This window comes from Escherichia sp. KTE159 (assembly GCF_000408805.1).
GTDB classification, from domain to species: domain Bacteria; phylum Pseudomonadota; class Gammaproteobacteria; order Enterobacterales; family Enterobacteriaceae; genus Escherichia; species Escherichia marmotae.
In genome coordinates, this window is sequence record NZ_KE137292.1 from 2,310,823 (window position 1) to 2,328,734 (window position 17,912).

Genomic DNA, 17,912 nt, shown 5'->3' on the forward strand with positions numbered 1-17,912 from the left:
ATGCGCCTCCGGGCGTTTAACATTTACTCAACCTATCAGGCGCTTTGTGCGAGAGCAAGCTCCTCATCGCGGGTTTCAATACGCTGATCGCCGTTGTACAACCGCGCATGTTGCAGGCCAACGAATAAACGCTCACCGCGTTGCGGGGCGTCATCGCCATGCATCACAACTGTCAGCGGTTCGTTGTACCACCCCAGCGGTTGTACGACTAATTGGGTGTAGTGTCCTTTCGGACTGGCTTCCAGTACCTGTACCGGCAGCGGCGAATCGAGGCTGGTGCGGCGACTGATATCCACTTCCCACGGACGCAGGAAGAGATCCACCGGCCCCTGATATGCAGGCGTATACCCAAGCGGCCAGCGATGCGCGCCAACGTGGAACTGCCCGCCGCGAATAATTCCCTGTAAGCGGTTCACTTCGCCCATAAACTCGAGCACAAAACGGGTCGCCGGTTCGCGCCAAACCTGATCCGGTTCATCGGCCTGTTCGATATTGCCCTGGCTCATCACCACCACGCGGTTGGCGACTTCCATCGCCTCTTCCTGGTCGTGGGTAACGAACACGCTGGTGAATTTCAGTTCTTCATGCAGTTGACGCAGCCAGCGACGCAGCTCTTTACGCACCTGCGCATCCAGCGCGCCAAACGGTTCATCGAGCAGCAGAATTTGCGGTTCCACAGCCAGCGCACGCGCCAGTGCCACACGCTGTTTCTGCCCGCCGGATAGCTGCGCCGGATAACGATCCGCCAGATGAGCAAGCTGCACCATCTCCAGCAATTTTGTCACTTTCGCTTTGATGGCTGCGGCATTCGGGCGCTCGCGACGCGGTAGCACCGTCAGGCCAAAAGCAATATTGTCGAATACCGTCATATGGCGGAACAACGCGTAATGCTGGAACACGAAACCGACTTTACGGTCGCGCGCGTGCAGGCGGCTGACGTCGGTACCGTGGAAGCGAATATGCCCGCTGGTTTGATGCTCCAGCCCGGCAATAATGCGCAGCAGCGTGGTTTTTCCGGAACCGGACGGCCCCAGCAACGCGACCATCTGACCAGAAGGAATATCCAGTGAGATATCGTTCAGCACCTGGGTGCGACCAAAAGACTTCTTAATATTGGCAATCTCAATGCTCATGATGTTCCTCCTGCTGCGCGCGTTTTTCCTGATTTTCCAGGCGCCACTGCAACATACTCTTTAAAAACAGGGTGATAATCGCCATCAGCGTTAACAGTGCGGCGGCGGTAAAGGAGCCGACTGCGTTGTAGTCCTGCTCCAGCAATTCAATCTGTAACGGCAGCGACAGGGTTTCGCCGCGAATCGAGCCGGAAACCACCGATACCGCGCCAAACTCGCCAATCGCGCGGGCGTTGGTCAGCACCACGCCGTAAAGCAGCGCCCAGCGAATATTCGGTAATGTGACGCGACGGAACATCTGCCAGCCGGACGCGCCAAGCAAAATCGCCGCTTCGTCCTCCTGGCTGCCCTGGCTTAACATCACTGGCACCAGCTCGCGCACCACAAACGGGCAGGTGACAAAAATCGTCACCAGTACCATTCCCGGCCACGAGAACATAATTTGCAGGTTATGCTCGTCGAGCCAACCGCCCAGCGGGCCATTAGAGCCGTAGAACAGCAGATAAACCAGACCGGCAACCACCGGCGAGACGGCAAACGGAATATCCAGCAGCGTCAGCAACAACTGGCGTCCGGGGAAGTTAAAGCGCGTCACCAGCCACGCCAGCAGAATGCCGAACACCAGGTTTACCGGTACGGCAATTAGCGCGATCATCACCGTCAGCCAAATGGCGTGCAGCATGTCCGGGTCGGCCAGATTCTGTAAAACCGGCATCAACCCTTTGCTGAACGCCTGCACGAAGATGTAAATCATCGGCACCAACAGGATGAACGCCGAAACCAGCATCCCGATGCCAATCAAAAACCATTTGCCCCAGTTAATCGGGCGCGCGTCATAACGCTTCAACTGTGTAACTTCCGCCATTAATGACCTACCACACGCCGACCGAAGCGACTTTGCAGAGTGTTAATAGAGAACAGCAGCAGCAGCGATGCTGCGAGGATCACCGAAGCAATCGCGCTCGCCGCCGGGTAATCAAATTCCTGTAAGCGAACAAAAATCATCAGCGACGTTACTTCCGTCTTCCAGGCGATGTTCCCGGCGATAAATATCACCGCGCCAAACTCACCAAGACTACGGGTAAACGACAGCGCCACGCCCGCCACCAGCGCCGGAGAAAGCTCCGGCAGCACCACTTTGCGGAAACTCTGTAAACGTGTTGCGCCGAGCGTTTCTGCCGCTTCTTCGTATTCCGGCCCTAATTCTTCCAGTACCGGCTGCACGGTTCGCACCACAAACGGAATGCTGGTAAAGGCCATCGCCACCGCGATCCCCAGCCAGGTATAGGTCACTTTGATATCAAACTTCGCCAGCCATTCGCCGTAAAAACCGTTCACGGAAAAGAGCGACGCCAGGGTTAAACCCGCGACCGCTGTCGGTAGCGCGAAGGGTAAATCCATCAGCGCATCAAGCAGCGTGCGCCCCGGAAAGCGATAGCGGGTTAAGATCCACGCCATTAACAGACCGAAAACGCCGTTAAAAATCGATGCCACAAACGCTGACAGCAGCGTCACTTTGTAGGCCGCGACCACCTGCGGATTGGTGATCACCTCCCAGTACTGCGCCCAGCTCATCTCAGAAAGCTGCATCACCAGCGCGGAAAGCGGCAGTAACAATATCAGGCACACAAACAACAGACTGGTGCCAAGGCTTAAGGTAAAGCCCGGCAGCACGCGTCTTGAAGAAACTGCAAACATCAGTTACGCCCCGCAGCCAACAGCTTGTCTAACTCACCGCCGCTGGTAAAGTGGGTTTTCATCACTTCTGGCCAGGAGCCAAACTTATCTTCCACGCGGAACAGTTCGGTCTGCGGGAATTTATCTTTCAGCTTGTCCATGACTTCCGGGTTATTCACGCGGTAGTAATAGTCGGTGATGATGGTTTGCGCCTGCGGGCTGTAGAGCCAGTTCAGATAAGCTTTTGCGGCTTTTTCCGTACCGTTGGCCTGCACGTTTTTATCCACCCATGCCACCGGGAATTCCGCCAGAATATTGGTTTTCGGAATCACCACTTCAAAACCCTGCGCTTCATACTGTTTGCGGATGTTGTTCACTTCCGACTCAAAACTTATCAGCACGTCGCCCAGGCCACGCTCGGCAAAGGTTGTGGTCGCGCCACGACCGCCGGTATCGAAGACTTCAACGTTTTTCAGGAACTGGGTCATAAACTGTTCGGTTTTGGCTTTATCGCCGCCGTCCGCTTTATCGGCTGCGCCCCACGCTGCTAAGTAGGTATAACGCGCGTTACCGGAGGTTTTCGGATTCGGGAAAATCAGCTTCACGTCGGAACGCACCAGATCGTTCCAGTCGTGGATATTCTTCGGGTTGCCCTTACGCACCAGGAAACCCATCGTGGAGTAGAACGGCGAGCTGTTATTCGGCAGGCGCGACTGCCAGTCCGCCGGGATCAGCTTGCCTTTGTCGTGCAGGATCTGCACGTCGGTCACCTGGTTATAAGTTACAACATCGGCTTTTAAGCCCTGCAAAATCGCCAGCGCCTGTTTTGATGACCCGGCATGAGATTGTTTTATCGTCAGTTTGTCACCGCCGTTATCTTTTGCCCATTGTTGCTCAAACGGCGGATTCAGGGCGGCAAACAGCTCGCGGGAGACGTCATAAGAACTGTTCAGCAGTTCCGTTGCCTGCACGTGGCCAGCCAGCAGCAGAGAAGCGACCAGCGCGAGAGAGTTCTTTTTCAGTAAGTTAACGGCCATTGCGCACCCTTATATATTTAATGACTTTCTAATAGCCATCATATTTATAACGGGCGTGAAAGGAGTAACGGTTTTATATACCGTTTGGTGATTTGGAAGTTAAAAAGAGAATAAGGCGAAATCCCCCCCACTGATGCAGGGAGGAAACAGAGGTGAATCAGATGCCGACGCTGACCGTCTCTGGCAGTGTGCTGCCGCCATCGATCACATTCTGTGTACCCGTTAAATAGCTGGACTCATCCGACGCCAGAAAGGCTGCCAGCTCGCCTACTTCCAGCGGATCAGCGAGGCGACGCAGCGGAATTGCTTTCGCCATTTCAGTCAGTACTGATTCCGGATCTTGCGGATTCGACTGGCGAGCGATGTTTTCCGCCATTGGCGTGCGCACGTAACCAGGGCAGATTGCGTTAACGCGAATCCCCGACTGAGCATACTCCACTGCCAGCGATTTGGTCAGGCCAACAATCGCCGCTTTCGACAAGGCATACGCCGTTTCGCCCGGATCGGCCACCATATCGCCAGTAACCGAAGACATCATCACAATGCGACCATCTTTGCGGGCAATCATCTCCGGTAGGACTGCCTTCGTGACGTTCCACACGCCTTTGATATTGATATCAATATGGAAATCGCGATCGTCATCGCTCATTTCCAGAAAACTACCCAGACGGCAAACACCTGCGTTATTCACCAGAATATCAATGCGCCCTTCTTTTTCCTTCGCGCGCTTGATCGCTGCCGTAACCGACGCCGGGTCGCGTACATCGGCAATTACCGCCGTACAGCGATGACCGCGACCACACAGCTCGTCTGCCAGCTTTTCAATCTCAGGGGAGATATCCAGCAAGATTAGGTTTGCGCCATGACGCGCAAAGGTTCTGGCAATACCTTCGCCAATACCTTGCGATGCGCCCGTAATCAGTGCTGTCTTGCCCGTGAGTTTACCCATTTCAAGTTTCTCCTTTTGAATACAGAGCATTACGCCCTATTGTCCCTACCATACCTGAATGACAGATCAATGCTGAGGAGTGGATCTAAATTCAGGGAAATCTTAAGTAAAATCACCCATAACCACAACTCAGCCATTGCGCGAATTCACTGCTGTACATAATCAGGCAGGGAGATATGATTCACGCCAGATGAAATTATTTGAAGACAAATATTTAAGGTGATTGCCTATGCAACTTGAAAAGATGATTACTGAAGGCTCCAACAATGCCTCTGCTGAAATTGACCGCGTATCGACGCTGGAAATGTGTCGGATCATTAACGAAGAAGATAAAACCGTACCGCTCGCCGTTGAGCGCGTACTACCGGATATCGCAGCGGCGATTGATGTTATCCACACCCAGGTGAGCGGCGGCGGTCGTCTGATTTATCTCGGCGCGGGAACTTCCGGTCGTCTGGGTATTCTCGATGCCAGCGAGTGCCCCCCCACTTACGGCGTGAAACCAGGTCTGGTCGTTGGTTTGATTGCTGGCGGCGAATATGCCATCCAGCACGCGGTGGAAGGCGCGGAAGACAGCCGGGAAGGCGGCATCAACGATCTGAAAAATATTACTTTAACGGCGCAGGATGTGGTGGTTGGTATTGCCGCCAGTGGACGCACGCCATATGTGATTGCCGGGTTGGAATACGCGCGCCAGTTGGGTTGCCGTACGGTCGGTATTTCCTGTAATCCGGGAAGCGCGGTTTCCACCACCGCAGAGTTTGCTATTACGCCAGTCGTCGGGGCTGAAGTGGTTACCGGTTCTTCGCGGATGAAAGCAGGTACGGCGCAGAAACTGGTGCTCAACATGCTCTCCACCGGGCTGATGATTAAGTCAGGCAAAGTGTTTGGCAACCTGATGGTCGATGTGGTCGCCACCAACGAAAAATTGCACGTGCGCCAGATCAATATCGTCAAAAACGCGACCGGATGTAGCGAGGAACAAGCGGAAGCGGCATTGATTGCCTGCGACCGTCACTGCAAAACGGCCATTGTGATGGTGCTGAAAAATCTCGATGCCGCAGAAGCGAAAAAACAACTGGATCAATACAATGGCTTTATTCGTCAGGTTTTAGACAGGGAATAACCCATGACAAATTTGAAGACATCTCCTGGCTATTCATACACCTGAGCAGTGATCCGCTCAGTTGTGCCGTGCTGTTTACACCACGCTCTTTGGCTGCCATAACGTCAATCTGGACTAAGCAGTAGCTTAGAGACAAAACAGCCCGATGCGCTACGCTTATCGGGCCTACAGGTTGACTGCAATTTATTAAGTTTGAACGATCTTACACGCCGGATTAAGCATTTACGCCGCATCCGGCAAGACGCTACAAGTGCGTGAGTAAAACTTACAGCGCCATCAGTTTGTCCAGCGACGGTGCAAAGTAATAGCCGCCAGTGACTGGTTTGGTAAAACGTAACATTGCGTCACGTTTGCCATCGGTATCGCCAAACATACTCAGCAACTGCTGCTCAATGTTATGCAAACGTGCACAGTAAGCGCAGAAGTACAGGCCGTGCGTGCCGCTGGCGGTGCCATATGGCAGGCTCTGGCGAACAATCTTCAGGCCTTTGCCATCTTCTTTCAGATCAACACGGGTCAGGTGAGAAGTTTCCGGACGCTCATCGCCATCGATCTCTTCGTTGGCTTCTTTAGTACGGCCGATCATCATTTCCTGATCGTGAACGCTCATACGGTTGAGTTGCTTCAGGTTGTGTTCCCAGCGCTGCACAAACACATAGCTGCCGCCCGCATCCACACCGTCTTTGATGACCGCCACTTCGCGACGCGTCTCTTCACCCGCCGGATTTTCCGTGCCGTCAACAAAGCCGCTCAGGTCACGCTCTTCCACCCAACGGAAGCCGTGGATCTCTTCTTTTACCTCAATGCAGCCGCCAAAGGCTTCCATCGCCGCCTGGGCCACGGAGAAGTTTACGTCGTGACGCAGAGAAAGAATGTGGATTAACACATCGAACTGGGTCGTCGGCGCAAGACCTTTTCCGTAACCCGGAAAATCTTTTAGCTCTTCGGCTCCCACGCCGCCGCTCAGAGCACGCCAGGTGTTGTTGCCAAAGGCGACAACCGCGCCAAGATGCGCGTCCGGGTATTTTGCTTCAAAGGTTGCCAGTTTATCGGCAAAGTTTTTACTGGCCGCACGCAGGGCATCAACTTCCCCTTTTACGTTGGCTTCGATCCAAATCGCCGCGCGGCAATGTTCTGGCAAAATGCCACTCTGAACCTGAGACATTGTTCCTCCTGAAATAAGAATGCCACGCAATCCGTGGCATTGTTGAGCGCTATTTTACGTGTTTTTTGTGGCGACGGTTTGTTCAGACGCAAATTAACGCCGCCAGATGATTTTACTGACTTTCCAGTTTTTCAGGGTATCGTCAGAAGGCATTAACCCTTCAGGACCACTCCACTCACCGCTAAACTGGTAGCTAATATGTTGACTGCCTTCGGCTTTACATTCGACGGCACGATTATCATCACCGTCTGCTTTTTTGCAATTGCCAAATGCTTTGCTGTAAAGGTCACTAAACGATGTACCGATTTTAACCCCCGTGTCAGCAGAAATATCGCTATCTGAGACATCAATGCGGCTGATTGTACCTTGATCACCGTTGATAACCATCGCCACGCTGTCGCCCTTCATCACTTCAAAAAAGCGCACCACATTACCGTTCGCGGTTTTCATTCCGCTGCGCAGCCGATAATCACCATCAAGCGCATCGGCAATGGCTTGTTCTTGTAGTGGCGTGGACGCCGTTAATTTGCCAACGCCTTGCTCGCTCACTTTAGTGGACGAGCCAAACCAGTTCCACGGATTAGCGGCAGACCAGTTAACTGACGACATGGTGGAACAGCCGGTCAGCATCAACGGCATAGCGCATAACATTAAACGCAGCGATTTCATGTCACTTCCTTTGGTTATTCAATAACGTTGCTTGGAGTGCGAATTTGCAAAAAAGTGCCGTTATTCTTTTTCTTCCACAAAACAAGCGCGTAAACGTCGATTGGTCAACAGCCAGATTAACGCCACAATATCCGCGATAACCAGCGCCAGACCGATACCGCTGACGGATTCACCATTTAGCCACAGCCACGGTTGCCAACAAAGCAAAACGAGCTGCGCCAACAGCAACAGAAAATAGAGCACGTGCCAGATACGGGGAAACGTATCCCGCCGACCACTCAGTAAGAATGCCAGCACCGCCGGAATGCCCGGTATCAACCCCAGCCAGAAATTATCGTGATCGGGATAAAACAGATTCAGCAGCGCAGTGCCCTGCTCGCGCGACGCACCGGCAATGACAAACAGCACCCAGGTTCGCGCCTGAAGCAATAGCACAAACCAGAAGAGGAAGGGTAAACGCAGGCGTCCGTGCACATCATAATGGACAGGATGAAACTCAGTACTCTTCATCTTCAATCAAACGCTTACCCAGACTCAGCACATCGGCGTGTTCATATCCCAGGCGTTCGTACATTCCGAGTACCATATCGTTGTCTTCCGGTACATTGATCTGAATTTTCGGACAGCCGCGAGCAATAAGCTTTTTCTCCAGCCGATTAAGCAATGCATTGGCAATTCCACGCCCGCGAAACTCCGGATGCACGCCAAGATAATAAGCAGACCCGCGATGCCCGTCATAACCGCCCATCACCGTTCCCACTACTTCGCCGTTAACTTCCGCGACCAGGAACAAACTGACGTCATGGTTCATCTTGCGCTCGATGTCCATTTCCGGATCGTTCCACGGACGCAGCAAGTCGCAACGCTCCCAAAGGGTGATGACCTCTTCGAAATCTGCCTGGCGAAATACGCGTATCTCCATGGTATGAGTTACCTTTTTGGGGGTTAAAAGGGTGATTATGGCGTGAACGACCGAATTAGCCAATATCTGACGAAAATCGGTTGAAAAAGTGGCATAATGACGCGTTGTCATTTATTGAAATGAAAAGTAAAACAATTCTCACCAGCAAACCGTCGTAACGGATTACGCGATACGATATAACATCTGGAACTTTATTATTACAACTCAGGCCGTATGAGCACTTTTAAACCACTAAAAACACTCACTTCGCGCCGCCAGGTGCTGAAAGCCGGATTGGCTGCCCTGACGTTGTCAGGAATGTCGCAAGCCATCGCCAAAGAAGAGCCTTTAAAAACCAGTAACGGACACAGTAAGCCGAAAGCCAAAAAAGCCGGAGGCAAACGGGTAGTCGTTCTCGATCCAGGTCATGGCGGGATTGATACCGGTGCGATTGGTCGCAACGGATCAAAAGAAAAACACGTGGTGCTGGCAATCGCCAAAAATGTCCGTTCTATTTTGCGCAATCATGGCATTGATGCGCGTTTAACGCGTTCTGGCGATACGTTTATTCCACTGTACGATCGCGTTGAAATCGCCCATAAGCATGGCGCAGATCTGTTTATGTCAATTCACGCCGACGGCTTCACCAACCCGAAAGCCGCGGGGGCATCGGTCTTTGCCCTCTCCAACCGTGGCGCGAGTAGTGCGATGGCAAAATATTTGTCGGAACGCGAAAACCGCGCTGATGAAGTCGCCGGGAAAAAAGCGACTGACAGGGATCATCTATTGCAGCAAGTGCTGTTTGATCTGGTGCAAACAGATACCATTAAAAACAGCCTGACGCTTGGCTCGCATATTCTGAAGAAGATTAAACCAGTGCATAAGCTGCACAGCCGCAACACCGAACAAGCCGCGTTTGTGGTGTTGAAATCACCGTCGATTCCTTCGGTGCTGGTGGAAACCTCATTTATCACCAACCCGGAAGAAGAGCGACTGTTAGGCACGGCGGCGTTTCGTCAGAAAATCGCCTCTGCCATTGCCGAAGGCGTGATCAGTTATTTCCATTGGTTTGACAACCAGAAAGCACACTCGAAAAAACGGTAAGTTATGAAGCCCGACGCACACCAGGTTAAACAGTTCCTGCTCAACCTTCAGGATACAATTTGCCAGCAACTGAGCGCCGTAGATGGCACACAGTTTGCCGAAGATAGCTGGCAGCGCGAAGCTGGTGGCGGCGGGCGTAGCCGGGTGTTGCGTAATGGTGGTGTTTTCGAACAGGCGGGCGTCAACTTTTCTCACGTCCACGGCGACGCGATGCCCGCTTCTGCCACTGCTCATCGCCCGGAACTTGCCGGGCGCAGTTTCGAGGCGATGGGTGTATCGCTGGTAGTGCATCCGCATAATCCGTATGTTCCCACCAGCCACGCCAATGTGCGCTTTTTTATTGCCGAAAAACCGGGTGTCGATCCCGTCTGGTGGTTTGGCGGTGGTTTTGACTTAACCCCTTTCTATGGCTTTGAAGAAGACGCCATTCACTGGCACCGCACCGCCCGCGACCTGTGCCTGCCATTTGGCGAAGATGTTTATCCACGCTACAAAAAGTGGTGCGACGAATACTTCTACCTTAAACATCGCAATGAACAACGCGGCATTGGCGGGCTGTTCTTTGATGACCTGAACACGCCAGACTTCGACTACTGTTTCGCCTTTATGCAGGCGGTAGGCAAAGGTTACGCCAACGCCTACTTGCCGATTGTTGAGCGACGTAAAGCAATGACATATGGCGAGCGCGAGCGCAATTTCCAACTCTACCGTCGCGGTCGTTATGTCGAATTCAACCTGGTCTGGGATCGCGGTACGCTGTTTGGCTTACAAACCGGCGGGCGCACCGAATCAATCCTGATGTCAATGCCGCCACTGGTACGCTGGGAGTACGATTATCAACCGGAAGAAGGCAGCCCGGAAGCGGCGTTGAGTAAATTTATTCAGGTCAGGGATTGGGTGTAATTTCATCACCCTAACTCCTGCATCCGCTGATGCAGCGTCAGTGATGGCTTCTCGGCAAACAGTTGCTGATAATCCGTCGCAAATTGCCCAAGATGCCAGAATCCCCACTGCATGGCGGCGTCTTTTACCGTCAGACTTTGCGACCACGGGCTTATCAGCTCGCGGCGCACGGCGTTCAGGCGAATGCGTTTCAGCCACGCGTTCGGGCCAATGCCCAAAATAGTGTGAAATGCGTTTTGTAAGGTGCGGCGACTGACGTGCAGTTGATTGCACAAGTCCAGCACCGTTACCGGTTCGGACATATTCTCCAGCACATATTCGCGGGCGCGGGAAAGCAATCGTCGATAGCCCTGATGGCTGATGCTTTCCGCCGTCACCATTGGCTGCGCTTCTTCCAGCATCACTCCCATCGCCAACAACAAGTTATCGCCAAGCACTTTACGCACAGCGGATTGATGTAAGTTCTCCGGATTCTCGCAAAACGTCGCCAACGCCTGTTGAACAAAGCCCCACAGTGCGGCTTTATGCTGCTCCTTCACTTCCAACGCCGACTGATTACGCAACATATGCAGCACCCTTTCCGGGTTATGCAGAAAGTTTGCGTGACGGGAAATGACATCTTCCGAGATCACCACGCCAAGAATGGTGTAATCGTCCGGCGTACTTAATTCAAACTCAGTGCCGCCGGGCCGCGTGGCTATTTCTGCGCTTCCCAGACATTGCGAACCGATAAATCCCTGTTCACCGCGCGTCGCCGGAATACCAAACCAGAATGAGTTCGGCCAGACCAGACACGACTGGCGCAGCGCCAGACCGGTGTATTCACGGAAAACCTGAATATCATCAAGCAGGATTTCCGTAAATTCACCATGAAACTTTCCCGGATGCAGTTGATCATAAATCTGCTGCCAGGCGGTAATTGTCAAAGCATGTTCATAGACATCTGTTGTCTGTTGTTGATGAACATTATCCACTTCAACCTTCGGCGTGAGCCTCAGATTTTCGGGTAAGGGTTCATGATAAAGATGGTGCAAGTTGGCTGTACGGGTCTTTTTCATGATGTTAATGCCGGGTGTTATATGACACCCGGCACCTCCGACAGGTTAATGGGGCTTGAGACGATAACGACTACTGCGTTTACGCAACGTCCCGGCAGAAAAGAGCTGTTCGAGCGCATTTCTGGCTTTTTCCAGCGGCCAGCCAAAGTGGGCGGCAACTTCTCCGACCGTCATTCCCTGACGTACTGATGTTAACAACGCCAACAACTCGTCGGCAGATTCCGTGACGATCGCTGGCGCGCCAGGTTGCTTTAGCTGTCGGTTAAAGCCAGCAACCAGCCACTGGGTGTCATCATCAGGTCGACCAATTTCCTTGCGGCTGATAACTCGCCCGGTACGCATTGCGGCGGCATAACCGGCATCCAGCGCCGCACGACACGCCGCCAGATCGCCTTCCACCACCAGCGTTAAGCGACCGGGGTCAAGCACTTCATGACTGAGCAGACGCACGTTTGCCGCTTTCAGCATGGCATCTGCCGCATCGATTGCGGCGACCATGCCGTCAACTTCCAACAAACCCAGTGCATTGTTCATCGGCAACCTCCGTTACGCACGTTGGATTGGATTACGCGCGATTTCCAGCACTGCATCAGTAAAGGCGTTACAGGCCGCTTTACACGCTGCCTGGCTACCGGTCAAAAATGCCGCTGAATAGTTGGTTTCTGACGGTGGCGGAACATAAGTCACCAGTTGCACATCAGCAGATTTCAACGCAGCATCAATGCCGTAGGTCGCTTCCAGCGGCGGTGCCACCAGATACGCCATCGGATCACCGAGCGTAATGCCCGCAGTGGAAGAGAGATAAGAACCGGTACGCGAAACCACATGAGCGAGGAATGCCGTATCTTGCTTATCGTTCGCCCACTGGAACGCCGCGCCGTTTTCAATATGCGCGACCATCGCATCCAGACCGGCACGCACTTCCGCCGGGTTTGGCCCGCCGAGCATAATCAATACTTCACCGGCAGTCGGTGACGGGCTGTGCGCCGCGCCGGCATACAGCGAGCGACCATACACCACTTCAACCATCGCCTGTTTTGTCGCTTCATCAGCCGCAATGTAGGTGACATCATCAGAATCGGCGGAAATCAGCCCGAGGCTACGAATATGCGGCGGCAATTTCAGTTCACGCGCAAAATCAGCGTTAACGGAGGCAATCACCCGCATGGCAGTGACCGACGGTCGAATCAAATCTAAAGCTGGCATGATGCCTCCTTATCGGGTCATGTTGATGCCGGATGCTTTCTGCTCCAGCATACGTTTCGCCAAATCCACAATGACGGCTGCGGCTTCAACCGGCGGCGTGCCGCCCTGGTGAATGTTAGAGATACAGGTGCGATCGGCCTCCACGGTAGTTGCCATACGCGGTGAGTAAACGGCGTAACAGGAGAGGCTCTCTGACTGCCCTAACCCCGGACGTTCGCCCACCAGCAGGATCACCACTTTCGCGCCAAGAAGCTCGCCAATCTGGTCTTCAATTTTCACGCGACCATAACGCACAAAAAACGGCGTGCCGACTTTCAGCCCCGCATGTTGCAAGCCCGCCATCAGCGGCGGCAGAATTTCTTCGTAGTTCACAGTGATGGCATCCGTAGACAGACCATCGGAGACAACGACCTGCACGTCAGGATTGGCGACACATTGCGCTTTCAAAGCCTCGACGGCTTCCGCACACAGACGACGTCCCAGATCCGGGCGCGTCAGATAAAGGTTTTTGTCGCTAATTTCAGAACGTACTTCCAGCAGCCCCTGCGCTTTCACCCACTCTTCCGGCACCTCTTTCAGCACCGTATCTTTAGAGCGCGAGTGGTCGGCCAGGAAACGCAACAGCGCCTGGGTACGCGGACGCGGACCGGCACGACCGGTACAGACGCGGGCCACGGTGCTGCGGCGCAGTTCGGTTAATACGTCTGCGCGATGCGGATTTTCAACGCCAATCCACGCCTTCGCTTCAGCAGAACCTAAATCCAGCACGCAGCTTTCCGAGGTCACCGGTGTTGCACAGGTTGTGGTGGCGCATTTTGCTTCTGACGGCGCGGCGGCCGCTTGTCCCATTGACGCCATCACGCTGCGTACAATTTCTTCAATCTGTTTTTGATCCATGATGTGTTATCTCCGCGTCATCAGAAGAACAGTGACGGATCGCCCGCCCGTTTGGTCAGGCGACCGTTTGCCATAATGCCCATGCTTTCCAGCCAGCGTTCAAACTCCGGTGACGGACGCAGATTCAGTAACTGACGCACAGTAGCGGTGTCATGGAACGCCGTGGTCTGGTAGTTGAGCATGATGTCGTCACCCAGCGGCATCCCCATGATGTAGTTGCAGCCTGCGGTAGCGAGCAGGATCATCAGGTTTTCGTTGAGGTTCTGGTCAGCGTCAGCGTGGTTGGTGTAGCAGCAGTCACAGCCCATAGAAATGCCGCTCAGCTTGCCCATAAAGTGATCTTCTAAGCCCGCACGGATAATCTGCCGGTCGTTGTAGAGATACTCCGGCCCAATAAAACCGACCACGGTGTTGACGATAAACGGATCGTAATGACGCGCCAGCCCGTAGTTACGCGCTTCCATCGTCACCTGATCTGCACCGAAGTTGGCACCAGCGGAGAGTGCAGAACCTTGTCCGGTTTCGAAGTAGAGGCAGTTTTCCCCGGCAATACGGTTGAACTCTGTGCCCACTGCGCGGGCTTCGTCCAGCATTGCCAGTTCCACGCCGAACTCTTTCAGCCCTTTCTCGCTGCCACAAATACTCTGGAAAATCAGCCCGCCCGGTGCGCCGCGACGAATCGCTTCAATCTGGGTGGTGACGTGCGCCAGCACGCAGCCCTGAGTCGGAATGTTGAATTTGTCGATCACCCCGTAGATGGTGTCCAGCACGCGGCTTAAGTTTTCCACATCGTCCGTCACCGGGTTGACGCCGATCACCGCATCGCCTACCCCGAAGGAAAGCCCTTCATAGATTTGCGCGGCGATACTTTGTACGTCATCACGGGTATCGTTTGGCTGCAAACGGGCGCTGAAAGTGCCTGGAATACCGATGGTGGTATTAGCCTTTTTGATAATCGGCATTTTCTTTGCGCCGTAGATCAGATCCGCGTTAGAGCAAATCTTCGCCACCGCCGCGACCACTTCCGAGGTCAGCCCTTTACGGGTAAAGGCAATATCATCAACGCTGGTTTCGTCGCTCAGGACGTACTCACGCAGCTCACTGATGCTCCAGTTTTTAATCTGGTTGTAGGCCGTTTCGTTAACGTCATCCTGAATCAGCCGCGTCACGCAGTCTTCTTCATAGGCAATCACCGGGTTATTGCGGATATCCGCCACAGTCATTTCCGACAACACCTGCTTTGCCGCTACCCGCTCCTGCGAGCTTGTTGCCGCAACCCCCGCCAGCACATCCCCCGAACGCAGTTCGTTGGCCTTCGCCAGCACCTCTTTTACATCCTTGAATTGATAAACATTGCCAAACAATGTGGTCTTTAGTTTCATAAGTCGTTCCCTCAGGAAGGAAATGCGAGTGATTTCACCGTCACCGGCACAACCGATCCGCCAAAAAGAGGCGTACCAATGTCGATATAGTCCCCCGCGCGAACAATCACTTCGTCAATGACTGCCAACGGGAGTTGTTGTAGCTGTGGGCGCAACAACATGCCCAGAGCTTTACCAAAGTCCTGCCCGGCCACCACCAGCAGGGGATGCGGATTCGGAAAACGCGCGACGAAATCGACCAGCGCGTTGATGACCGTCAGTACCGCGGCGTAACGCACGGGAAGCCCGGCGGGAAGCGCCAGCACGTACGCGTCAGAGTTGGGATCAAGATCGAGCTGAATCAGCGCCTGTTGCCAGCCATTCACCAGATCCGTTTCATCAATCGGGATCGCCACCGGTAAATTGCGCAGCGGCAGTTGCACGCCCTCCAGCCAGATAGTGCTGCCAGAGAGCGAAAGGGTATGCGCACCCGCGCCAATCACCGTGGCGCGCACGGTTTGCGCCGGAAACTGCACGCGCATCTCACGCAGGCGCGGATGGTCATGCAGCGCTGTTGCCAGCAGCGGCCCAATATCGGCAAAACAGAACGGGTCAGCGGGCTGATGGCGATAACATTCGCCCACGCCGCCAGAAAGAGTAATGATTTCGGGCGTAACGCCTGCGGGCAGCAAACCGGTTTGCATCAATGCCTGCGCGAGCGGCGAGAGCGTTCCTTCAATCACTTCGACAATCAGTTCCGCCATCCGCCGGGTAACCTGCACCAACTGCGCACCGGTCAGTAAACGGGCGTCAGTGCCTGTGCCGAAGCACTCATCCACAATCATCTGCCCCGGTTTATGAGCGTAAATCACGCGCCCCTGGCAGTCGGTTTCCAGCAGCCGACCGCCGACGTTGAGGCAGGCAGTCCCGCTGATTTTTCCGGCATCGAACAGGGCGTAGTTCGCCGTGCCGCCACCGATATCGATATTCAGCACCCGACATAACCGTTGTTCAGAGAGTGTTTGCGCTCCGGCACCGTGCCCGGCAATCACCGATTCGAGATGCGGTCCGGCACTGGCGACGACAAAATCGCCCAGCGATTGAGAGAGCGTCATCACCGCCGGACGGGCATTGCGGGTTTTCGCGCTTTCGCCGGTGATAATAATGGCACCGGAATCGACGCTCTCCGGTGCAATGCCCGCAGCCTGATATTGCTCAAGGATTAAAGTTTTCAGTTCCGCTTCTTTTAATCCACCCTGTTTGTCGACAGGGGTAAAGAACACCGGGCTTTGCCAGCTAATTTCGCGTTTGATGAATTCGTAACGCGGCACCTGCGACACTGCCGCACGGTTAACCAGTTCCAGGTGGGAGAAGATCACCTGGGTGGTGGTGGTGCCGATATCGATACCGACGCTCAGTAGCTGGCGAGTGTTCACGATTGCGCCTCCGCTTCGGTTTTAGCCGTGGTTGCATCTTCTTTTGGCACCAGCATCATCGCCACGCCAATCGCCGTAACACCGCCGATCAGCTTGCCGACAATCATCGGGAAGATCATGGCGTTCATGTTGGCAGCGGCGAAACCTAAGTGGTCGCCCAGGGCAAAGGCAGCGGAAACGGCGAAGGCACAGTTGATCACTTTGCCGCGGGTATCCATCTGCTTCATCATGCCGAACATCGGGATATTGTTGGCAAGCGTCGCCACCATACCCGCCGCCGCAATATTGTTCATATTCAGTAGCTTACCGACACTCATCAGCGGTTTTTCAAACCAGCGGGTCAGCAGCAGCACCATCGGGTACGCCCCCAACAGAACGCAGGAAATCGATCCGATCACTTCAATGGCGCGCATCACTTCGCCGGGTTTGTCGCCAGGAGACATAAAGATGGGATCAAGACCGGGGATCAGTTCCCAGCCAAGCAGGAATTTCACCACCGCAGCGGCAAGACCGATGGTGATTAATGCAACGAGAAATTTGGCGAAGATCTGGAAACCGTTGATCATTTTTTCCGGGATGAATTTCAGCCCCAGCGCCACCAGAATCGCGACAATGATCACTGGGATCATATTCATCAGGATCAGCGCGAAGGTAAATTCCACCGGCTGGCCGTTGATCTGCACACCGGAATACATCGCCACCAGACCACCGGCGATACAACCAATCGGAATGGTCACAATACCGGCCAGCACGCCGAGTGCGAGATAACGGCGGTCAGACGGTTCGATGATGCCAAGCGCCACCGGAATGGAAAACACAATCGTTGGCCCCATCATCGACCCGAGAATTAACCCAGAGTATAGCCACGCTGCCACATCGCCGCCCGCCAGTTCTTTGGCGAGGAAGAAGCCGCCCATATCGCACGCCAGCAGTGTTCCGGCGAACATTGACGGGTTTGCGCCGAGCATTTCGTAAACCGGGATGATTACCGGCCCAAGTACGTGTGCCAGTACAGGCGCAAGCGCGGTCATACCGACCATCGCCAGACCCAGAGCGCCCATTGCCATAAAGCCTTCTTCAAACTGGCCGCCCGATCCCTCAATGCTTTTACCGAATTTACCGAGGAAACGCGCTGAACCGCCGAACTGCGACAGAACCCTGTCTACGGCAGCTATCAGCATAAAGAACATCATGATGTACATGATGATTTCATTAATTCCCATCGCCTTTACTCCCTGTTAGTTATTATTTATTGGCGGATGCGGCGTGAACGCCTTATCCGCCCTACAT

At 54.0% G+C, this 17,912-nt stretch carries 19 protein-coding genes; 3 read left to right on the top strand and 16 right to left on the bottom strand.

The window, feature by feature from the left end:
- Positions 1-35: 35 nt before the first annotated feature.
- The 5 genes from cysA to ucpA form a co-directional block, all read right to left on the bottom strand.
- Positions 36-1,133: a sulfate/thiosulfate ABC transporter ATP-binding protein CysA gene (gene cysA, locus A31E_RS10590; protein ID WP_016249043.1), complete on the bottom strand. Its 1,098-nt coding sequence runs from the start codon at positions 1,131-1,133 to the stop codon at positions 36-38.
- The gene (gene cysW / locus A31E_RS10585; RefSeq protein WP_016249044.1) at positions 1,123-1,998 is read right to left on the bottom strand and encodes a sulfate/thiosulfate ABC transporter permease CysW; all 876 of its coding nucleotides are present in this window, start codon (positions 1,996-1,998) and stop codon (positions 1,123-1,125) included. Before cysW ends, cysA begins: the two co-directional genes overlap by 11 nt.
- Positions 1,998-2,831: a sulfate/thiosulfate ABC transporter permease CysT gene (cysT, locus tag A31E_RS10580; RefSeq protein ID WP_000458417.1), complete on the bottom strand. Its 834-nt coding sequence runs from the start codon at positions 2,829-2,831 to the stop codon at positions 1,998-2,000. The genes cysW and cysT overlap by 1 nt, the downstream gene beginning before the upstream one ends.
- Positions 2,831-3,847: a thiosulfate/sulfate ABC transporter substrate-binding protein CysP gene (cysP, locus tag A31E_RS10575; RefSeq protein ID WP_000290223.1), complete on the bottom strand. Its 1,017-nt coding sequence runs from the start codon at positions 3,845-3,847 to the stop codon at positions 2,831-2,833. The genes cysT and cysP overlap by 1 nt, the downstream gene beginning before the upstream one ends.
- A gap of 157 nt (positions 3,848-4,004) precedes the next feature.
- Positions 4,005-4,796: an SDR family oxidoreductase UcpA gene (ucpA, locus tag A31E_RS10570; protein ID WP_000517453.1), complete on the bottom strand. Its 792-nt coding sequence runs from the start codon at positions 4,794-4,796 to the stop codon at positions 4,005-4,007.
- Positions 4,797-5,025: 229 nt separating this feature from the next.
- Here ucpA and murQ point away from each other — a divergent pair, with 229 nt between their 5' ends.
- Positions 5,026-5,922 carry an N-acetylmuramic acid 6-phosphate etherase gene (gene murQ / locus A31E_RS10565; protein ID WP_001175637.1) on the top strand — a complete coding sequence of 299 codons (897 nt, stop codon included), beginning with the start codon at positions 5,026-5,028 and terminating at the stop codon, positions 5,920-5,922.
- A 265-nt stretch (positions 5,923-6,187) separates the two neighbouring features.
- Here the strand turns inward: murQ and yfeX are convergent, their stop codons facing one another.
- The 4 genes from yfeX to A31E_RS10545 form a co-directional block, all read right to left on the bottom strand.
- Positions 6,188-7,087: a porphyrinogen peroxidase gene (yfeX, locus tag A31E_RS10560; RefSeq protein ID WP_000084587.1), complete on the bottom strand. Its 900-nt coding sequence runs from the start codon at positions 7,085-7,087 to the stop codon at positions 6,188-6,190.
- Positions 7,088-7,180: 93 nt separating this feature from the next.
- Positions 7,181-7,756: an RpoE-regulated lipoprotein gene (locus tag A31E_RS10555; protein ID WP_016249045.1), complete on the bottom strand. Its 576-nt coding sequence runs from the start codon at positions 7,754-7,756 to the stop codon at positions 7,181-7,183.
- Between the two features lie 60 nt (positions 7,757-7,816).
- The gene (locus A31E_RS10550) at positions 7,817-8,266 is read right to left on the bottom strand and encodes a DUF2919 domain-containing protein (RefSeq protein ID WP_010379003.1); all 450 of its coding nucleotides are present in this window, start codon (positions 8,264-8,266) and stop codon (positions 7,817-7,819) included.
- A complete protein-coding gene (locus A31E_RS10545; RefSeq protein WP_000405994.1) occupies positions 8,253-8,678 on the bottom strand; it encodes a GNAT family acetyltransferase in 426 nt (141 codons plus the stop codon). The genes A31E_RS10550 and A31E_RS10545 overlap by 14 nt, the downstream gene beginning before the upstream one ends.
- 213 nt (positions 8,679-8,891) lie before the next feature.
- On the opposite strand from A31E_RS10545, the gene amiA reads away from it, so the two are divergent.
- Together amiA and hemF are read left to right on the top strand one after the other, a co-directional pair.
- Positions 8,892-9,761 (top strand): N-acetylmuramoyl-L-alanine amidase AmiA, encoded by an 870-nt coding sequence (amiA, locus tag A31E_RS10540; protein WP_000102900.1) that lies wholly within the window; start codon positions 8,892-8,894, stop codon positions 9,759-9,761.
- 3 nt (positions 9,762-9,764) lie between these two features.
- Positions 9,765-10,664 carry an oxygen-dependent coproporphyrinogen oxidase gene (gene hemF, locus A31E_RS10535; RefSeq protein ID WP_016249046.1) on the top strand — a complete coding sequence of 300 codons (900 nt, stop codon included), beginning with the start codon at positions 9,765-9,767 and terminating at the stop codon, positions 10,662-10,664.
- 5 nt (positions 10,665-10,669) lie between these two features.
- Here the strand turns inward: hemF and eutR are convergent, their stop codons facing one another.
- Genes eutR through eutH form a run of 7 tightly spaced genes read right to left on the bottom strand, consistent with a single transcriptional unit; the run spans position 10,670 to position 17,845 of the window.
- On the bottom strand, positions 10,670-11,722 hold the full coding sequence (gene eutR / locus A31E_RS10530) for an HTH-type transcriptional regulator EutR (protein WP_001516839.1): 1,053 nt from the start codon (positions 11,720-11,722) through the stop codon (positions 10,670-10,672).
- Between the two features lie 45 nt (positions 11,723-11,767).
- The gene (gene eutK, locus A31E_RS10525; protein ID WP_001516840.1) at positions 11,768-12,256 is read right to left on the bottom strand and encodes an ethanolamine utilization microcompartment protein EutK; all 489 of its coding nucleotides are present in this window, start codon (positions 12,254-12,256) and stop codon (positions 11,768-11,770) included.
- 12 nt (positions 12,257-12,268) lie between these two features.
- Positions 12,269-12,928 carry an ethanolamine utilization microcompartment protein EutL gene (gene eutL / locus A31E_RS10520; protein WP_016249047.1) on the bottom strand — a complete coding sequence of 220 codons (660 nt, stop codon included), beginning with the start codon at positions 12,926-12,928 and terminating at the stop codon, positions 12,269-12,271.
- A gap of 9 nt (positions 12,929-12,937) precedes the next feature.
- Positions 12,938-13,825, bottom strand: a complete 888-nt coding sequence (eutC, locus tag A31E_RS10515; RefSeq protein ID WP_016249048.1) for an ethanolamine ammonia-lyase subunit beta — start codon at positions 13,823-13,825, stop codon at positions 12,938-12,940.
- A 20-nt stretch (positions 13,826-13,845) separates the two neighbouring features.
- A complete protein-coding gene (gene eutB / locus A31E_RS10510) occupies positions 13,846-15,207 on the bottom strand; it encodes an ethanolamine ammonia-lyase subunit alpha (protein WP_016249049.1) in 1,362 nt (453 codons plus the stop codon).
- Positions 15,208-15,218: 11 nt separating this feature from the next.
- Positions 15,219-16,622, bottom strand: coding sequence for an ethanolamine ammonia-lyase reactivating factor EutA (eutA, locus tag A31E_RS10505; RefSeq protein WP_001097493.1), 1,404 nt, complete (start codon positions 16,620-16,622; stop codon positions 15,219-15,221).
- Positions 16,619-17,845 (bottom strand): ethanolamine utilization protein EutH, encoded by a 1,227-nt coding sequence (eutH, locus tag A31E_RS10500; protein ID WP_000512411.1) that lies wholly within the window; start codon positions 17,843-17,845, stop codon positions 16,619-16,621. Before eutH ends, eutA begins: the two co-directional genes overlap by 4 nt.
- Positions 17,846-17,912 lie beyond the last annotated feature (67 nt).